Raw genomic sequence first — 14,548 nt, 5'->3', positions numbered from 1 at the left:
GATGGCTGCCGCTTACCCAAACTCCATATATATGACGCTTGCAGCTAGGTCTGCGCCTTGGTTTTTTGCTAAGGTGTTCAGCAACCTATAAGACCATTTCGCGAGGTGTCTGCTTGATTAGGGTGCTAGTAGTCGATGACCATGATCTCGTTCGTACAGGCATTACACGAATGCTGGCTGACATCGATGGCCTGCAAGTAGTCGGCCAGGCCGAGTCGGGGGAGGAATCCCTGATCAAGGCCCGGGAGTTGAAGCCCGATGTGGTGTTAATGGACGTCAAGATGCCTGGGATCGGCGGTCTTGGTGCCACGACCAAATTGCTGCGCAGCCATCCGGATATCAAAGTCGTGGTGGTGACCGTGTGCGAAGAAGACCCGTTCCCGACCCGTCTTCTACAGGCGGGCGCTGCGGGTTACCTGACCAAGGGTGCAGGCTTGGCGGAGATGGTGCAGGCCATTCGCCTGGTGTTCGCCGGCCAGCGCTATATCAGCCCGCAGATTGCCCAGCAATTGGCCATCAAGTCTTTCCAACCCACCAGCGACTCGCCATTCGACGCGCTGTCGGAGCGGGAAATCCAGATCGCCCTGATGATTGTGGGTTGCCAGAAAGTCCAATCCATCTCCGACAAGCTGTGCCTGTCGCCCAAGACCGTCAACACCTACCGCTATCGCATTTTCGAGAAGCTCGCCATCAGCAGTGATGTTGAATTGACCCTGCTCGCGGTGCGCCACGGCATGGTGGACGCCAGCGCCTGACATGACTACGCCGTTTGATCCGAGTGCCTTCCTCTCAACCTGCAGTGGCCGCCCCGGCGTGTACCGCATGTTCGACAGCGAGGCGCGCCTGCTTTACGTCGGCAAAGCCAAAAACCTGAAAAACCGCCTGGCGAGCTACTTTCGCAAGACCGGTCTCGCGCCCAAAACCGCCGCACTGGTGGCGCGTATCGCTCAGGTTGAAACCACCATCACCGCCAACGAAACCGAAGCGCTACTGCTTGAGCAGACGCTGATCAAGGAGTGGCGGCCGCCCTACAACATCCTGCTGCGTGATGATAAATCCTACCCCTACGTGTTTTTATCCGACGGCAACTTCCCACGGCTGAGTATTCACCGTGGTGCGAAGAAGGCGAAGGGCAAGTACTTTGGCCCTTATCCCAGCGCCGGGGCCATCCGTGAAAGCCTGAGCCTGTTGCAAAAAACCTTTTTTGTGCGCCAGTGTGAAGACAGTTTCTACAAGAACCGCACGCGGCCGTGCCTGCAATACCAGATCAAACGCTGCAAGGCACCTTGCGTGGGCCTGGTGGAGCCGGCGGAATACGCCGAGGATGTGCGCCATTCGGTGATGTTTCTCGAAGGACGCAGCAATGCGCTGACCGATGAGCTCTCCGCGGCCATGGAAGAGGCGGCCGGCACCCTGGATTTCGAGCGGGCCGCTGAGTTGCGCGACCAGATCTCCCTACTGCGTCGTGTGCAGGACCAGCAAAGCATGGAAGGCGGCACCGGCGATGTCGACGTGATCGCCGCCTTCGTCAATCCAGGTGGCGCCTGTGTGCACCTGATCAGCGTGCGCGGCGGGCGAGTGTTGGGCAGCAAGAACTTCTTCCCGCAAACCGGTATCGACGAAGACGTGGCTGAAGTGATGGCCGCGTTCCTCGGCCAGTACTACGTCAGCAGCCCCGAGCGCGACCTGCCGTCGGAGCTGATTGTCAACGTGGTGCATGAAGACTTCCCCACGTTGATCGAAGCGATCCACGAGTTGCGTGGCCGCGAATTGGACATCAGCCACCGCGTGCGTGGCACCCGCGCCCGCTGGCAGCAACTGGCCGTCACTAACGCCGAGCAGGCCCTGAGCGCGCGCCTGGCCAACCGACAGCACGTCGCCGCACGCTTTGATGCCCTTGCCGAAGTGCTCAACCTGGACGAGCCGCCACAGCGCCTGGAGTGCTACGACATCAGCCATTCCAGCGGCGAGGCCACCGTAGCCTCCTGCGTGGTGTTCGGGCCGGAAGGGCCGATCAAGTCCGACTACCGGCGCTACAACATCGAAGGCGTCACCGCCGGCGATGACTACGCCGCCATGCATCAGGCACTCACGCGGCGCTTCAGCAAATTGAAGGACGGCGAGGGCAAGTTGCCGGATATCCTGCTGGTGGATGGCGGCAAGGGCCAGTTGTCCATGGCCCGTGACGTGCTCAACGAACTGGCGGTGCCCGACCTGATCCTGCTCGGCGTGGCCAAGGGCGCCACGCGCAAGGCTGGTTTCGAGACGTTGTACTTGAATGATGCCGCCCATGAGTTCACTTTGAAGGGCGACTCCCCGGCACTGCATTTGATCCAACAGATTCGTGACGAAGCCCACCGTTTCGCCATTACCGGCCACCGTGCCCGTCGCGGCAAAACCCGGCGAACCTCAACCCTGGAAGGGGTGGCGGGGGTAGGCCCGACACGGCGTCGTGACTTGCTTAAACATTTTGGTGGCTTGCAGGAGCTGTCCCGTGCCAGCATTGACGAGATAGCCAAAGCACCCGGTATCAGTAAAAAGCTTGCTGAGTTGATTTATGCGAATCTGCACAGCGAATAGAATGCCTTTCCACCTCGTAGCCAGTTGTGCCGATGAATATCCCTAATCTGATCACCGTTCTACGCGTCCTGCTCATCCCGATCTTTATTTTGCTGTTCTATTTACCGTACGAGTGGAGCTACCTGGCCTCCAGTTCAGTGTTCGCCTTTGCGGCCGCCACCGACTGGCTTGACGGTTACCTGGCCCGCCGCCTGGAGCAAAGCACGCCCTTCGGCGCGTTCCTCGATCCGGTGGCCGATAAACTCATGGTGGCCGTCGCCCTGGTGCTACTGGTACAGGAACACGGCAACCTGTGGCTGACCCTGCCGGCTGCGGTGATTATCGGCCGCGAGATCGTCGTCTCGGCCCTGCGCGAATGGATGGCCGAAATCGGCGCCCGTGCCCACGTCGCCGTCTCCAACATGGGTAAATGGAAAACCGCCGCGCAAATGCTTGCGCTGGTCATCCTGCTGGCTAACCCGTCTGACTTCTCCTTCTGGGTCCTGCTGGGCTACGCCTTGCTGCTCGTCGCTGCGGGCCTGACCCTGTGGTCCATGCTCCAGTACCTGCGCGCCGCCTGGCCGCATCTGCGCACCACTGTTGAAAAGAAATAAAACTTTTTTGAATCAAGAGCTTGACGGGTGCGCTGGATTCTATAGAATGCGCATCACCAAGCGGGAATAGCTCAGTTGGTAGAGCACGACCTTGCCAAGGTCGGGGTCGCGAGTTCGAGTCTCGTTTCCCGCTCCAAGTATTAAAAAATGGATCTCTGAAAAGAGGTCCATTTTTTTCGTCCAAAGAAAAGTCTCCCTTTGACTTTTGCCGCGCCGTCCCGTGAAAACACTATCGGCGTATGAAGCGCAATGCTGGGCGCCTGACAAAACCTCCAGGAACAGAAGTGGCCAAAGCTGCCCACCTGTAGCGGGAAGTTCACAAAGATGCACTTCGGCGTTGCGTGCTACGTTTCGTAGCGTGGTGTTACGGCATACCGAATACCATAAGACATCACGATATTTCTGATATCGCTCTATCCCGCCGCTTTCCGAGCCTTCCGATATTATGGCGTGCATATTACTTGTCTGATGGGACTTACCCCAAGAGTCTACGTCATGGTCAGTTTCGCATTTCGACCCGGCATAACGTGCATCAGCCTACTTGGCTGGGCAACGTTAGTCCCGTGCGGAGCCATGAAGAACTTTCTACGTCGTTCGGTTGCGCCTTCCCATGTGACTCTGAAGCGTCTTCCCTCCTGCGTTGCCGCCAAGCAAAACGGCTTTTGGCAAATAGTCAGATAGTCCTTCCTAGAGAATATTTCTCGTACTTTCCGTAGCCCGCGATTGCGGTGCCTGCGCCTGGTTATTCATAGCTATCAGCGAGCCTTGCGGCTATTGCCTGGTACTCTGCAATTGGAAGAAACCTGATGACCCAAGACACGGCTTTGCTCGTGATCGACCTTCAGAAAGAAGACGGCTTCCCTCTGGAGCGGTTCGATCAAGTAATCAAAAACGCAACAGCGCTGGTTGATTGCGCTCGAAAAAACAACATCCCTTTGTTCTACACCCGTCATGTCAACGATGCCCAAGGTTTCGGCTTGGCGTTGGGCGAGCCCGTAGATGCCGAGGGCAAACCGACAAGCTATCGCGCTGGCACATCTGCCATAGAGATCATCGATGTGTTAGCCCCACAAACCGGCGACGTTGTCATTGATAAGCAACGCTACAGTGCTTTCCACGGTACTCGGCTGACTCCGATGCTGAAGGAGCGCGGCATCAAACATCTCGTGGTGATGGGCGTGCTGACTGACGTCTGTGTGATGAGTAGCCTGTTCGATGCCTATCAGAACGACTTCCACTTGAGCCTCGTGGCCGACGCTTGTACGGCGACAACTTCCGCAGCCCATTACTCGGCCTTGTTTATTCTCTCCAACTGGCTTTACGGACTGGACATGCTTTCTACCGAACAGCTGTTGCGGCGCTGGAGGGGCGAGCCAGCACCTTCACTTCGTACGATGGAACCAGACCACCTTGCCTTCCAGCCGGAAGAGTTTATGCAAGCCATTGCGCGCCTGGAAAGCTGCCTCGTTGCCAAGACTGAGCGGAGAGCATGATGAACGTAGAAAAAAGAAGCATCGATTTCATCCCGGAAACCGAACGTCACGGCGAACCCCGTTCTCTGTTCTTCGTGTGGTTTGGGGCGAACGCCAACATCACCACGATTGCGGCCGGTGTGCTGCCGGTCAGCCTGGGACTGAATCTGTTCTGGAGCGCTTTATCGATCCTGCTTGGTTCCTTGATCGGGGCGGTATTCATGGCTTCGCATTCTGCCCAGGGGCCGAGGTTGGGCATCCCGCAGATGATTCAGAGTCGTGCGCAGTTTGGGGTATTTGGAGCCATTGTTCCGCTGTTGTTCGTCATGCTCATTTACTTGGGTTTTTTTGTGAGTAATACCTTGTTGGCAGCCCAAGCGGTCGCCGCCTCAAGCCCCCTCAGCAGTGAGGCGAACATTGTGCTGCTTGGTTTACTCTGCTTTCTGGTAGCGCTGTTTGGCTACACGCTCATCCACCGCCTGCAAAAAGTGCTGTCGTTGGTTTCGGTTGTTTTTTTCGGGATCGCGACCCTGCTCGCCCTTGCACTGCCAGTCGACGCGGACCAATGGACGGCGCAGGGCTTCAATTTGGCGAGCTTCCTCGCCTCGGTGAGCATTGCGGTGACTTGGCAACTGTCCTACGCCCCTTATGTGGCCGACTATTCTCGCTATTTACCTACCTATACTTCTGCACGCCAGGTCTTTTGGTACAGCTACACGGGCACGGTTATTGGTGGAAGCTGGATGATGCTGCTGGGTGCGGTATTGACCAAGGGCGTCACAGGTTTCTCAGATAACGTTGGCCTCCATTTGCTCGGTGTTCTGGGGGGGAGCACCTTGCTGGCCGTGGCCTTCGTGCTCTATGGTCAGATCGCCATCAACGTGTTCAACCTCTATGGAGCCTTCATGTCGACGGTTACCGTTATCGAGCCTTTTGCTGCGCTCAAGGTCACTCCGAAGGTGCGCGCCAGCTTTATGCTCGTTATCTGTGCTGTTGCAACGGCGTTATGCACCATGGCTCAAGATGACTTCATTCAATTTTTCCTGAATTTCATCTTTTTCATGAGCTATTTTTTAATCCCTTGGACGGCAATCAACCTGGTCGACTACTACGCGCTACGCAAAGGCGTATACAAGATTGCGGATATCTTTGACCCGTCGGGGATTTACGGTCGGGTGAACGGGATTGCTATCTGCGTGTTCCTCGCGACCATCGTGTTGGAAATTCCATTCATGAATACTTCCCTCTACGTCGGCCCTATTGCCTCCGCACTGCAGGGTATCGATCTGGCGTGGCTTGTTGGTCTGCTGTTCCCGGCATGCGCTTACTACGGATTAATGAGTCGGCGCAGTATTGGGGTGATCAAACCAACCCATTGACGCCCATCGCCCGGTTGCGCAGTGACACCGTGCAGCTCAACCCCTCGCAGCGTGACGGAACATCCACTTCATGCCCGTCACGCAATGCGACCACCGAGCACTTCAGCCACCCAGTCGGCAATGTAGTGACCCGCATTGATACTGTTGTCGAAGCTCGAATGCTGCACGCCACCCTCGCGTTCGGTGAAAATTTTCAGTTCGCGCTTGGGACTGTTGACCAACTGCTCATAGGTGCGGTGTGCCCACTTCAAGGGAATCTGTGAATCCTTTTCACCGTGGGTGACCAGGAAAGGCACCTTGATGCGATCCAGGATGCCGTCCAGATGAACATCTTCGGCGATGGTCATGAATTCGTCGGTGTCCTTGGCGCCCCATACCCATGAGACGTGCGACCAGTAATGCGGAACCGGGAAGCTGCCTTCCTTTTCCAAGCGGCGTTTCTGCACGTCGCGCCAGTCATGGTTGGCTCCCCACACGACACCGCACGCGAAACGCGGCTCGAAGGCTACCGCGCGCGGGCAGTAGTAGCCCCCAAGCGACACACCTTCCAGACCAATGCGTTTGACGTCGACGTCGTCGCGGGTTTCCAACCAATCCACCACGCGACTGGCCCAATGTTCGCTGTCAAAACGCGCAGTCAGGTTATGTAGCCGGAGCGCTTCGCCTGTCCCGGGCTGGTCGATGATCAGCGACGACACGCCACGTTTGGCCAGCCAGGCGGGCAGGCCGACGCGGTATTTCATTTCTTTGGTGGAGTCGAGTCCATTGACCTGCACCAGAATCGGCGCCGGGCCGCTGACACCTTCGGCACGCACCAGCAGGCCGGAAATATGTTTGCCTTCGTAAGGGATTTCCACGCGCTCGCAGTTTTCTCGTGCCAGTTCGATACTGCGCTGGAACGTCTGCAGAAAGCGCTGGTACAGCTCCGTGCGGCCTGGGGCGCCATGGGCCTGCAGGCGTTCGCAGCTCAGGTAATACGTTGCGGCGCGGTTATATTTTTCACCGGCGGACAGCATCCGCCCCTTGCCTTCGTCTTCTTCCGCCAGGCTGCACAGCTTGTCGGCCATGTTTGCCCAGGTTTCACGGAAGGCCTTGCTACCGGCGGCGTCCGGTTGTTTGGCGGCCTCTTGCAGTGGCGCGCACATCTCTTCGATTTCGCCGATACGGGCGCCCATTTCAATGGCCAGGTCGACTGAAAGATTCCACACGTAATTGGTCGGGAAGTAGCGAAACATGATTGTTATTGTCCTTGTGCAAGCAAAGGCAGGCGGCCAGGTTCTGAACGGGAATCGCTAGACCTGACGGTTCGAAGCAGGCTAAGGGCAGTCCCATAGTTTGGCTAATCGCAAGTCGGGATGGGAGGTATTGCGAATGGAGATAGAGTCGACTACTGCTCCAGCTCATTGATGATCTGACTGATTTTTGCCCGCAGCCAGCGGTGCATCGGATCCCCCTCCATGGTCCGGTGCCAGAGCATGAACTCACGCATCACCGGGATTTTCACCGGGGGTTGCACGATGCGCAGCGGCAGGTAATTGGCGTATAGCCTGGCCATGCGCTGGAGCATGGTGGCGACGCGTTGGGTGCCGACGATCAACTGCGGCAGGGTGTTAAAGTCGTGGGTCACAACTTCCATGCGGCGCGTAAAACCATACTGGCCCATCAGCCATTCTTCGACGCTCAGTTGCCGGTTGCGCCCAAAAATCACCGAGACATGGCCCATCTCGATGTACTGATCGAGGCTGATGCTATCGCCAACCAACGTGTTGCCATCCCACACCACGCAAACGTGCTCTTCCTCAAACAGCAGTTGCGAGGGGTGACCTTCAATGAGGTAGTGCTCAGGCACGATCATCATGTCGGCCTCACCGCGCATCAGCATCTCGGTGGACGTGTCGCCGGGGCCCAGCAGTTCGAAGGTGATGTGCGGCGCTTCCAGGGAGATTTTCTGGATCACCCGGGCAAACAGGACGCTGATCAGATAGTCCGACGTGATCAGGCGAAAATGGCGCTTGCTGGTGGCGGGGTCGAACACCGGTTTGGCGGTGATCGAGGACTGGATCGTCAGCAGCACCTGGCGCACCGGCGCCGCCAGTTCACGGGCATAAGGCGTGGGCTGCATCTTGCGTCCGACCTGCGCCAGCAGCTCATCTTCGAAGTAGAGGCGCAGCCTGCCCAGTACACCGCTGGTGGCGGATTGGGTCATATGCAGGCGTTCGGCGGCGCGGGTGATGTTCTGCTCTTCCAGTAACACATCCAGCGCCACCAGGAGGTTGAGGTCCAAGTGGTTAAAACGCATGGCGGTCTCGATTTTTGTATTTATTTTGTAAATACCTTCCGACCTTCCCATCGCGGCGTCAAGAGGCGTGAATGGGCGAATCGGGCGGTCCGTGTTCGATTTTCAAGCCCTTTGCGCTTCGCGGCCAGGTATCGCATTTGCCGATAGGTCACATCCTGACAAGCGATTAGTCAGTGAGTTTTTAGCCCTTCACTATCAGCCCACAGTCGGTTGGCCGTGGCGCTTTATCGGCTCCAAGACCCGCCTCGGCAGCGTACCGCCGGGCACTGCTCCCATAGCGGGACGCCAGGCCTGCGCTGAATAATGACAATGGAGTGGTAACTCAATGAGCATCATTGGCCTAGACGCGCTTATTTTTGGTGTCGACGACATTCAAGCCTGTACCGATTGCCTGCGTGACTACGGCCTGCTTCCTGTCGATGTCGACAGCGAGGGGGGCCGTTTTGAAGCGCTGGACGGCACTGCCGTGATTATCCGCCGGGCAGACGATGCCAGCCTGCCGGCGGCCATCGGGCCGGCGCCTTCGATACGTGAAACGGTGTATGGCGTGGCCAGCGAGGCTGATCTTGAGGCCATCGCTGATGAGCTGGGGCGCGATCGCCCGGTGACCCGCGGTGCCGATGGCTCCGTGCACAGTGTGGACGATATGGGCTTTGCCCTTGCTTTCCAGGTCAGCGTGCGGCGTGCGTACAGCGCGCCAGCCGATCTGACCAATGCGCCGGGCCATGCGCCTCAACGCCCGGTCAACCAACCTGGCATCAATCCCGACATGCAGGCGCTGCCACGGACCCTGTCCCACGTGGTGTATTTCGTGCCGAATGCAGCTAAGGCCGAGGCTTTTTACAAACGCTTGGGTTTCGTCACCACCGACACCTTTGTCGGCGCCGGCCCGTTTATGCGGCCGGCCGGTTCCGATGACCATCACTGCCTGTTCATGATCCAGACGCCGCCGCACATGAAAGGCTGCGAGCACTTCACCTTCCACATGGGCAGCGGTACGGAAGTGCTGCTGGCCGGGCGGCGCTTCGAGCAGCAGGGCTGGACCAGTTTCTGGGGGCCGGGCCGCCACCTCTTCGGTTCCAACTGGTTCTGGTACTTCAACAGTCCGCTGGGCTGTCACATCGAATACGACGCCGACATGGACAAGCACGATGACGCCTGGCAAGCGCGCCAGGCACCGTTGTCGGCGGATAACTCGCAACTGTTCCTGTTCACGTCCCGGGAAAAATGGTTCCCGAGCGGCCCGCCGCCCAAGCAGGGCTGAATGCGGAGGTCGTCCATGAGCCACGACGCGATGGTTCTCTGTCGCCTGGATGAGTTGCTCGAAGGGCAGGCTCGCGGGTTCGACCCTCTGGAGTCGGGCAAGGACAGCGTATTTGCCCTGCGCCATGACGACCAGGTGCGGGTGTATCGCAACAGTTGCCCGCACTTGGCGGTGCGCCTGGAGTACCGCAAGGATCGTTTCCTCAGCGCCGATGGCCGCCAGATCGTCTGTTACGCCCATGGTGCGCGGTTTCTTCCCGGCACAGGCCTGTGCGTCTACGGGCCGTGCCTGGGGGAACGCCTGAGTGCGCTGAAATGGCGTGCCGAGGCCGATTGGCTGGTGCTCGAAGCGGGTCAGCTGGGGGCCGATGCATCGTGATTAACGTATCGCGGTTGCTGATACATCGTATCCCTACATGCGATTAGTCAAACGCCTGCTTTGCCGAGAAAGTGAACACAACGCGTTAGCGAGTGCGTGCAAACACAGCCGGTGGTGAAGCCTGGGGTTGCCCCGGCAGAACGCTGGCGTGAATAACAAGAATAAGAGTGAGACAAGCATGAACGCAGACGGATTCTCGACGTCACGGCTGCGCCCATCTGAGGCGCCGACAAACCTGAAACTCACTCTCCCATAGATGCTTCATGCCTGTGCAGGCTTGGCCCGGTTCGACTGCGGGCGCCGTTTCACCAGAAGAGCTGACATACAACAACAATAAGAGGGTTACTTCGATGGCTACTCGCAAGTTCGCTGCGTCGCGGCGCGTCCCCTTCACCCTGACCCTTGCGGCAAGCCTGGGGCTTGGCGCTTCGGCAGCCCAGGCGTTTCAGATCGACACCGGCAATCCCGATCTCAGCTTGCGCTGGGACAACACGCTCAAGTACAGCGCGGCCTGGCGCCTGAAGGCGCCCAGCAGCAAACTCAGCGAGGGGCAAACGGCCCTGAACCAGAATGACGGTGATCACAACTTCGGCAAGGGGTTGATCTCCAATCGCCTGGATATTCTTTCCGAGCTGGACATCGGTTTTCACAACTTCGGTGCCCGTGTGAGCGGTGCCGCCTGGTATGACACCGTCTACCAGGAACGCAACGACAATCACGACGCGGCCAGTGCCAACCAGCGCTCGGTGGGCTTCGATGAATTCACCAGCGATACCCGTCAACTGCACGGTGGTGATAGTGAACTGCTGGATGCCTTTGTCTACTGGAACGGTGAACTGGCCGACCGTGCCTTGTCGGTACGTGCGGGGCGCCACGGTCTGATCTGGGGCGAGAGCCTATTCTTCGGCGGCAACGGCATTGCCGGTGCTATGGCACCGGTGGACGTGGTCAAGGCGCAATCGGTGCCCAACACGCAATTCAAGGAAATCACCCGGCCGGTCAACCAACTGTCTACCGCCTACCAACTGACCGACGATGTGTCGTTGGGCGCCTTCTATCAGTTGGAGTGGGAAGCCACCCGCTTGCCGGGCGCCGGCAGCTATTTCTCCACCAGCGATACCATCGGTGATGGCAATGAAAGGCTGATCACCGGAGCGCCGTTCCCGGATTTCCTGGGCGGTAATGCCAACAGCCCGGCTGCGTTTTTCCATGGCAAAGACAAGAAAGCCAGGAACTCCGGCCAGGGCGGCCTGCAGCTCAAGTACAACACCGGGACGACGGATTACGGCCTGTACGCGCTGCAGTATCACGAAAAAACGCCCACGTTGTACTTGAAGCCGAATGCCACCGGGCCGAACTTCAGTACCGGGCAAATCGGCGAATATTCCTGGGTCTACCCGGAAGACATCCGGGTTCTGGGCGCCAGTTTCGCCACCTCCGTGGACGAGTACAGCTTTGCCGGCGAGGCATCGATGCGCTGGAACATGCCGCTGGTCTCCAACGCCCAGACCGTCCTGGCGGGTGTCGACGCGGACAACAACGATGACGCTCTGTACGCCGTCGGCCGAACGGCTCACGTCAACCTCAACGTCCTGGCATCGCTGGGGCCTTCCTTCGTCGCCAATGAAGCCAGCCTGACAGCGGAGGTGGCCTGGAACCGCCTATTGGCCGTGACCCGCAATCGCGCAGCCCTGGACCCCAACGCCACCGATGACGGCCTGGGCTTGAAGCTGGTGTACACGCCAACCTACCGCCAGTTCTTCCCAGGCATTGATATCAGCCTGCCGGTGGGCATCAGCTATTTCCCCATGGGCAAGTCGGCGGTGATCAGCGGGTTCGGCGCCGACAGAGGAGGGGACATGAACATCGGCGTCTCCGCCACCTACCTGGACCAAGTGACCGTGGGGCTGACCTACACCCACTTCTACGGTCCCGAGGACACCAGCCTCAACGCCGCCAACCAATTCAATTACAAGCAGTCGTTGAAGGACCGGGACTACCTGGCTTTCTCCGTCAAGACCACGTTCTAAGAGGATTTGCGCATGACCATTCAGTTCACTCTAAAGGCCTTGTGCTTAACCCTGCTGGTCGCCGCCGCGCCGATGGCCTTGGCCGCCAGCGCCGAACAAGCGGCCGCGCTGGGCAAGACCCTGACGCCCTTCGGTGCCGAGAAAGCCGGCAATTCCGACGGCAGCATTCCGGCCTGGGACGGTGGCTACACCAAGGTCGATCCGGCTTATGTTCCGGGCGGCAAGCGCGGCGATCCGTTTGCCGCAGACAAACCCTTGTTCAGCATCACCGCCCAGAACCTGGCCAAGTACGCCGACAAGCTCAGCGACGGCACCAAGGAGCTGTTCAAGCGCTTTCCGGACACCTATCGCATCGACGTGTATCCGACCCGGCGCACGGCGGCCGCGCCGCAGTGGGTTTATGACAACACGCTGAAGAATGCGACCCGCGCCAAGCTGGTCAATAGCAGCGCCGGCCTGATCCCGGATGGCGCCTATGGCGGGATCCCGTTTCCGATTCCACAAAACGGTACCGAAGCCATCTGGAACCATGTGCTGAACTGGCGCGGCACTTCGGTGGCGGGGCATTTTCGCCACTATCTGATGACGGCCGACGGCAACCAGGTGATGACCAGCGACGGCCTGTTGACCCAGGAAATGCCCTACTACTTCCAGGAGGGCGGCCCTGAAAACTACTCGGGCGACTACTGGCAGGTGCACTTTGTCAATCTCGGCCCGGCGATTCGTGCCGGCGAGCAAATCCTGGGGCGCGAGAACATCAACGGTGACAAATCCCAGGCCCATGTCTACCTGAGCGGCCAACGCCGGGTACGCACGCTGCCCAACGCTTGCTGCGACACGCCGACGCCGTCCACCGCTGGGGTCATGTCCTTCGATGAGTTGAGTGTGTGGGGGGGGCGTACAGACCGGTTCGACTGGAAGCTGGTGGGCAAGCAGGAGATGTATGTCCCCTACAACACCAACAAGGTGCAAAACGCTGCCCAGCCGCAGGACCTGCTGGGCAAGCACCATCTGAACCCCGATTACGTGCGCTGGGAATTGCACCGCGTCTGGGTGCTTGAATCGACGGTGGCCGCCGGCAAGCGTCACCAGCTGCCCAAGGGCCGTTACTACCTCGATGAAGACACCTGGCAAGCGCTGCTCGGCGATCGTTGGGATGCCAGCGGCCAACTGGCCAAAACCCTCTGGTCGCTGCCGTCGGTATTGCCCGACCTGCCGGGGCTGGTGCAGCTCTCTTCAGGTTTTTATGACCTGACGTCCGGTGCGTGGTTTATCCAGAACCTCTATGCAGGGTTGCCGGAGCAGTACCGCGCGGTGGATCGCTACAAGGCCTCGGAGTTCTCGCCGGCAGCGATGGCGGGGCGCGGCGTGCGTTAGACCTGAGCCGAGCGTGAAGGGCAGGCCGGTCGCCTGCCTTTGGGATACGAGTGTTTGTCCGAGGTAGGTTATGAACAGAATCAATCAGGCGAGCGCGTTGCTCCTGGCCCTGTATTTGCCCTTCGCCACGAGCGAGTGCCTGGCCGGGTCGGCTGCGGTGGGCGTGCCGCTCAATACCCCGGCCATGCGGGTACCGGTTGCACAAAACGGCGTGTTGATCGACCTGGCGCGTGCCGGCACACGTCTGGTGGCCGTGGGCGAGCGCGGCCTGGTGCTGTTCTCCGACGACAACGGGCAAAGCTGGCAACAGGCTGGGGTACCGGTTTCGGTCAGCCTGACGGCGGTGCGCTTCGTGGATGCGCAAAAGGGCTGGGCAGTCGGTCACGCGGGCGTGGTGCTGGCGACGCTGGATGGCGGCGAGCACTGGACGCTGCAGCTCGACGGCGCGCGCGTGGCACAGCTGGAGCTGGACTCCGCCAAGGCGGAGCAAGCCACGGCTGCCGACCCGGATGCCGCCCTGGCGCGGGTACAAAATGCCGAGCGTCTGGTGGCCGATGGTCCGGACAAACCCTTTCTGGCATTGGATTTCGTCGACGCGCACCGTGGGCTCATCGTCGGCGCCTACGGTGTGGCGCTGCAGACCACCGATGGCGGTGCTACCTGGCACTCGCTGATGGGGCATATCGCCAACCCGAACGGGATGCACTTGTACGCGATCAGTCACCAGGGCACCCGCTGGTTCCTGGCTGGCGAGCAAGGTTACCTGGCCCGTTCGGACGATGACGCCGTGTCGTTCAGTCAGTTGGACAGCCCTTACGAAGGCAGCTATTTCACGCTGCAACGTCGTGACGATGGCGCGCTGGTGGTTGCCGGGCTGAAGGGCAATGCCTTTGTCTCCCGCGACGCCGGCGTCAGTTTCCAGCGTCTGTCGGTGCCCGTACCGATCTCCTTCAACGATGCCACCCGTTTGGCCGACGGCCAGCTGTTGCTGGTCAATCAGGGCGGCATGCTGTTTCGCCACAGCGAGCAGACCGGCGCGGCGATGCTGCCGTTGGGAGCGCCCTTGGGCAAACCTGTTTCAAGTGTGATCGAGGCCGCCGATGGCAGCCTGATCGTTGCCGGTTTCACCGGGCTGCAGCGTCTTGCGCGGCCAGCCACTGCCGCTTCGGAGTGAGG

Annotated in this window: 12 protein-coding genes and 1 tRNA gene; 11 read left to right on the top strand and 2 right to left on the bottom strand. The window is 59.5% G+C overall.

Annotated elements, in window-relative coordinates:
* Window positions 1-113: 113 nt before the first annotated feature.
* The 6 genes from gacA to AB4N98_RS02985 all read left to right on the top strand — a co-directional run bounded on the left by gacA (window position 114) and on the right by AB4N98_RS02985 (window position 6,024).
* Window positions 114-755, top strand: coding sequence for a response regulator transcription factor GacA (gene gacA, locus AB4N98_RS03010; protein ID WP_017530522.1), 642 nt, complete (start codon window positions 114-116; stop codon window positions 753-755).
* Window position 756: 1 nt separating this feature from the next.
* The gene (uvrC, locus tag AB4N98_RS03005; protein WP_017530523.1) at window positions 757-2,580 is read left to right on the top strand and encodes an excinuclease ABC subunit UvrC; all 1,824 of its coding nucleotides are present in this window, start codon (window positions 757-759) and stop codon (window positions 2,578-2,580) included.
* Between the two features lie 32 nt (window positions 2,581-2,612).
* Complete coding sequence (gene pgsA / locus AB4N98_RS03000; RefSeq protein WP_017530524.1) at window positions 2,613-3,173, top strand: CDP-diacylglycerol--glycerol-3-phosphate 3-phosphatidyltransferase; 561 nt, start codon at window positions 2,613-2,615, stop codon at window positions 3,171-3,173.
* Window positions 3,174-3,233: 60 nt separating this feature from the next.
* Window positions 3,234-3,309, top strand: a tRNA-Gly gene (locus AB4N98_RS02995).
* A gap of 670 nt (window positions 3,310-3,979) precedes the next feature.
* Complete coding sequence (locus AB4N98_RS02990; RefSeq protein ID WP_137220219.1) at window positions 3,980-4,666, top strand: cysteine hydrolase family protein; 687 nt, start codon at window positions 3,980-3,982, stop codon at window positions 4,664-4,666.
* Window positions 4,666-6,024 carry a purine-cytosine permease family protein gene (locus tag AB4N98_RS02985; RefSeq protein ID WP_042727907.1) on the top strand — a complete coding sequence of 453 codons (1,359 nt, stop codon included), beginning with the start codon at window positions 4,666-4,668 and terminating at the stop codon, window positions 6,022-6,024. Before AB4N98_RS02990 ends, AB4N98_RS02985 begins: the two co-directional genes overlap by 1 nt.
* A gap of 77 nt (window positions 6,025-6,101) precedes the next feature.
* Here the strand turns inward: AB4N98_RS02985 and AB4N98_RS02980 are convergent, their stop codons facing one another.
* Window positions 6,102-7,259, bottom strand: coding sequence for an alpha/beta hydrolase family protein (locus AB4N98_RS02980; RefSeq protein ID WP_042727902.1), 1,158 nt, complete (start codon window positions 7,257-7,259; stop codon window positions 6,102-6,104).
* A 152-nt stretch (window positions 7,260-7,411) separates the two neighbouring features.
* Entirely contained in the window at window positions 7,412-8,323 is a 912-nt protein-coding gene (locus AB4N98_RS02975; RefSeq protein ID WP_003173128.1) for a LysR family transcriptional regulator, read from the bottom strand.
* Window positions 8,324-8,648: 325 nt separating this feature from the next.
* Here AB4N98_RS02975 and AB4N98_RS02970 point away from each other — a divergent pair, with 325 nt between their 5' ends.
* The 5 genes from AB4N98_RS02970 to AB4N98_RS02950 all read left to right on the top strand — a co-directional run bounded on the left by AB4N98_RS02970 (window position 8,649) and on the right by AB4N98_RS02950 (window position 14,546).
* The gene (locus tag AB4N98_RS02970; protein WP_042727901.1) at window positions 8,649-9,587 is read left to right on the top strand and encodes a VOC family protein; all 939 of its coding nucleotides are present in this window, start codon (window positions 8,649-8,651) and stop codon (window positions 9,585-9,587) included.
* 15 nt (window positions 9,588-9,602) lie between these two features.
* Window positions 9,603-9,965 carry a Rieske (2Fe-2S) protein gene (locus AB4N98_RS02965; RefSeq protein ID WP_042727900.1) on the top strand — a complete coding sequence of 121 codons (363 nt, stop codon included), beginning with the start codon at window positions 9,603-9,605 and terminating at the stop codon, window positions 9,963-9,965.
* A gap of 350 nt (window positions 9,966-10,315) precedes the next feature.
* Window positions 10,316-11,995: a DUF1302 domain-containing protein gene (locus AB4N98_RS02960; RefSeq protein ID WP_042727899.1), complete on the top strand. Its 1,680-nt coding sequence runs from the start codon at window positions 10,316-10,318 to the stop codon at window positions 11,993-11,995.
* A 12-nt stretch (window positions 11,996-12,007) separates the two neighbouring features.
* On the top strand, window positions 12,008-13,372 hold the full coding sequence (locus tag AB4N98_RS02955) for a DUF1329 domain-containing protein (protein ID WP_042727898.1): 1,365 nt from the start codon (window positions 12,008-12,010) through the stop codon (window positions 13,370-13,372).
* 70 nt (window positions 13,373-13,442) lie between these two features.
* On the top strand, window positions 13,443-14,546 hold the full coding sequence (locus AB4N98_RS02950) for a WD40/YVTN/BNR-like repeat-containing protein (protein ID WP_042727897.1): 1,104 nt from the start codon (window positions 13,443-13,445) through the stop codon (window positions 14,544-14,546).
* Window positions 14,547-14,548 lie beyond the last annotated feature (2 nt).

The sequence above is a fragment of the Pseudomonas sp. S3_E10 genome, assembly GCF_054667615.1.
This window is presented reverse-complemented; position numbering and strand designations above follow the sequence as displayed.

Coding starts and splice junctions, on each gene's coding strand:
- uvrC (WP_017530523.1), top strand. CDS start 757: ATGACTACGCCGTTTGATCCGAGTGCCTTCCTCTCAACCTGCAGTGGC.
- pgsA (WP_017530524.1), top strand. CDS start 2,613: ATGAATATCCCTAATCTGATCACCGTTCTACGCGTCCTGCTCATCCCG.
- AB4N98_RS02990 (WP_137220219.1), top strand. CDS start 3,980: ATGACCCAAGACACGGCTTTGCTCGTGATCGACCTTCAGAAAGAAGAC.
- AB4N98_RS02985 (WP_042727907.1), top strand. CDS start 4,666: ATGAACGTAGAAAAAAGAAGCATCGATTTCATCCCGGAAACCGAACGT.
- AB4N98_RS02980 (WP_042727902.1), bottom strand. CDS start 7,259: ATGTTTCGCTACTTCCCGACCAATTACGTGTGGAATCTTTCAGTCGAC.
- AB4N98_RS02975 (WP_003173128.1), bottom strand. CDS start 8,323: ATGCGTTTTAACCACTTGGACCTCAACCTCCTGGTGGCGCTGGATGTG.
- AB4N98_RS02970 (WP_042727901.1), top strand. CDS start 8,649: ATGAGCATCATTGGCCTAGACGCGCTTATTTTTGGTGTCGACGACATT.
- AB4N98_RS02965 (WP_042727900.1), top strand. CDS start 9,603: ATGAGCCACGACGCGATGGTTCTCTGTCGCCTGGATGAGTTGCTCGAA.
- AB4N98_RS02960 (WP_042727899.1), top strand. CDS start 10,316: ATGGCTACTCGCAAGTTCGCTGCGTCGCGGCGCGTCCCCTTCACCCTG.
- AB4N98_RS02955 (WP_042727898.1), top strand. CDS start 12,008: ATGACCATTCAGTTCACTCTAAAGGCCTTGTGCTTAACCCTGCTGGTC.
- AB4N98_RS02950 (WP_042727897.1), top strand. CDS start 13,443: ATGAACAGAATCAATCAGGCGAGCGCGTTGCTCCTGGCCCTGTATTTG.